This window comes from Arenimonas sp. (assembly GCF_019459675.1).
GTDB lineage: Bacteria > Pseudomonadota > Gammaproteobacteria > Xanthomonadales > Xanthomonadaceae > Arenimonas.
This window is the reverse complement of the sequence record NZ_JAIBFH010000114.1, coordinates 1-2,157: the sequence shown is the minus strand read 5'-3', so window position 1 is coordinate 2,157 and position 2,157 is coordinate 1. Positions and strand designations below refer to the sequence as shown.

Annotated in this window: 4 protein-coding genes; all 4 read left to right on the top strand. The window is 71.7% G+C overall.

The window, feature by feature from the left end:
* The coding region (locus tag K0M70_RS04100) for a CBS domain-containing protein (protein ID WP_290779636.1) at window positions 1-470 on the top strand (470 nt) is incomplete at its 5' end.
* 7 nt (window positions 471-477) lie between these two features.
* Window positions 478-1,017 (top strand): HAD hydrolase family protein, encoded by a 540-nt coding sequence (locus tag K0M70_RS04095; protein WP_290779633.1) that lies wholly within the window; start codon window positions 478-480, stop codon window positions 1,015-1,017.
* Window positions 1,014-1,580: an LPS export ABC transporter periplasmic protein LptC gene (lptC, locus tag K0M70_RS04090; RefSeq protein WP_290779630.1), complete on the top strand. Its 567-nt coding sequence runs from the start codon at window positions 1,014-1,016 to the stop codon at window positions 1,578-1,580. Before K0M70_RS04095 ends, lptC begins: the two co-directional genes overlap by 4 nt.
* Entirely contained in the window at window positions 1,561-2,103 is a 543-nt protein-coding gene (lptA, locus tag K0M70_RS04085; RefSeq protein WP_290779627.1) for a lipopolysaccharide transport periplasmic protein LptA, read from the top strand. The genes lptC and lptA overlap by 20 nt, the downstream gene beginning before the upstream one ends.
* The last annotated feature ends 54 nt before the right edge of the window (window positions 2,104-2,157 follow it).

Genomic DNA, 2,157 nt, shown 5'->3' with positions numbered 1-2,157 from the left:
CGGGGGCCTTTTTGGCGCCCCGGGGTTCCCGGCCCCACCACTCCCCCCGCCCCCCCCCCCCCGCCCCCGGGGGCGGGCGGCTGCTGCTGCATATCAGCGACATCATGCACACCGGCGACGAGATCCCCTCGGTGCACGTGGACGCCAGCGCCACCACCGCCCTGCTCGAGATGACCCGCAAGCGCCTGGGCATGACCGCCGTGGTCGACGCCGGCGGCGTGCTGCAGGGCGTATTCACCGACGGCGACCTGCGCCGCTGCCTGGACGACGAGCAGACCGACCTGCACGCAACGCCCGTGTCGCACCTGATGGGCCGCACGCCCCGGACCATCGGCGCACAGGCGCTGGCGGTGGAGGCCGCGCACCTGATGGAGGAGTTCAAGATCAGCTCCCTGGTGGTGGTGGACGGCGACCGGCGCGTGGTGGGCGCGCTCAATATTCATGACCTGTTGCGCGCACGCGTGGTCTGATCGCCCCATGACTCCCTACCCCGCCGACCTGCTGGCGCGCGCGTCGCGCATCCGCCTGGCCTGTTTCGACGTCGACGGCACGCTGACCAACGGCGACCTGACGTACGACGCCGATGGCCGCGAGTCCAAGACCTTCAACGTCCAGGACGGCCTGGGACTGCGCCTGCTGGAAGAAAACGGCATCGCCGTGGCGCTGATCACCGCGCGCGAAAGCTCGGCGGTGGTGGCTCGCGGCCGCGACCTCAAGCTCAGCCACGTGCACACCGCGGTGAAGGACAAGGCCGCCTGCCTGCGGGGCCTGTGCGAAGCGCTGGGCATCGGCACCGACGAGGCCGCGCACATCGGCGACGACCTGCATGACCTGCCCGCGCTGGCCATCGTCGGCCTGGCCGTGGCGCCGGCCAACGCCCACCCCTGGGTCGCGTCGCGCGTGCACTGGTGCACGCCCTCGCGCGGGGGCGCTGGCGCCGGCCGCGAACTTTGCGACCTGATCCTGGAGGCCCGGGGGCTGGACGCCGCGGTACTCGGACGCTTCGGCGCCGCATGAGCCGCACGGCGCTCAACGCCCTGCTGCTGGTGCTGGCCGTGACGCTGGTGGGCGTCGTCTATTGGCAGTGGCTGCTGCGCCAGGTGCCGCCGGTGGAAGTCCCGCAGCGCTCGGACTACATCCTGCGCGACTTCGAACTGACAACGCTGGGCGACGACGGCGCCGAGGCGTTCACCGTGCGGGGGCCCTACCTGCAGCGCGACGTCGGCGGCCGCAGCATCAGCCTGGTGCAGCCGCGGTTCTCTTTCCCCGACGCCGACGGCGCGGGCCGCTGGCAGGCGCGTTCGGACGCCGCCTGGGTCAGCCCCAAGGCCGACCACGTGCACCTGATCCGCAAGGTTGAAATGGTCGGCCCGGCCAGCCCTGCGGGCATCCGCTCCCGTTTCGAAACCGAGCGGCTGGTGGTTTTCCCCGACCTCGAGCGCGCCACCACCCCGCTGCCCGTGACCGTCACGCAGGGGGCTTCGATATACTCCGGCACAGGCCTGCGTGTGGACATGCGGGCCAAGCGGGTCCAACTCCTGAACGAGGTCGAGGTACGACATGCGCCACGCAGCCCTTAGCCTCACCCTGCTCGCCGTCGCGTTCGCGGCCGGCCCGGCCCTGGCGAAATCCACCGACCGCCAGCAGCCCATGGACCTGTCCGCCAGCAACATGGACGCCCTGTTGTCCGACGACAGCGTGTCGGTGCTCGAAGGCAACGTCCGCATCCGCCAGGGCAGCCTGGAAGTGGACGCCGACCGGGCCGAGATCCACCGCAAGGCCGGCGAAATCGACGAGATCATCCTGACCGGCAGCCCCGCGCGCCTGCGCCAGCTCTCCGACCAGGGCGAGCCGATGGACGCCACCGCGGCGCGCATCGTCTACGGCACGGCAAGCGAAGTGATGCTGCTCACCGGCAACGTCGTGATCACCCAGCCTCGCGGCAACCTGAGCGGCGAAACGGTGAAGTACGACATCACCACCGGCCGCCTGAACGGCGGCGGCGACGGCCAGACCGTGTCCATGCGCATCCTGCCCAGGACCGCAGCGCCTGCGCCTGCCCCCGCGCCCACGCCGGCGCCCGCGGCGGAGCCCGGGAACTGATGGTGGCCGCGGCGGGGGTGGGCCAGCGCGACAAGTGGCGGGAAGTCGTGACCG

Coding starts and splice junctions, on each gene's coding strand:
- lptA (WP_290779627.1), top strand. CDS start 1,561: ATGCGCCACGCAGCCCTTAGCCTCACCCTGCTCGCCGTCGCGTTCGCG.
- lptC (WP_290779630.1), top strand. CDS start 1,014: ATGAGCCGCACGGCGCTCAACGCCCTGCTGCTGGTGCTGGCCGTGACG.
- K0M70_RS04095 (WP_290779633.1), top strand. CDS start 478: ATGACTCCCTACCCCGCCGACCTGCTGGCGCGCGCGTCGCGCATCCGC.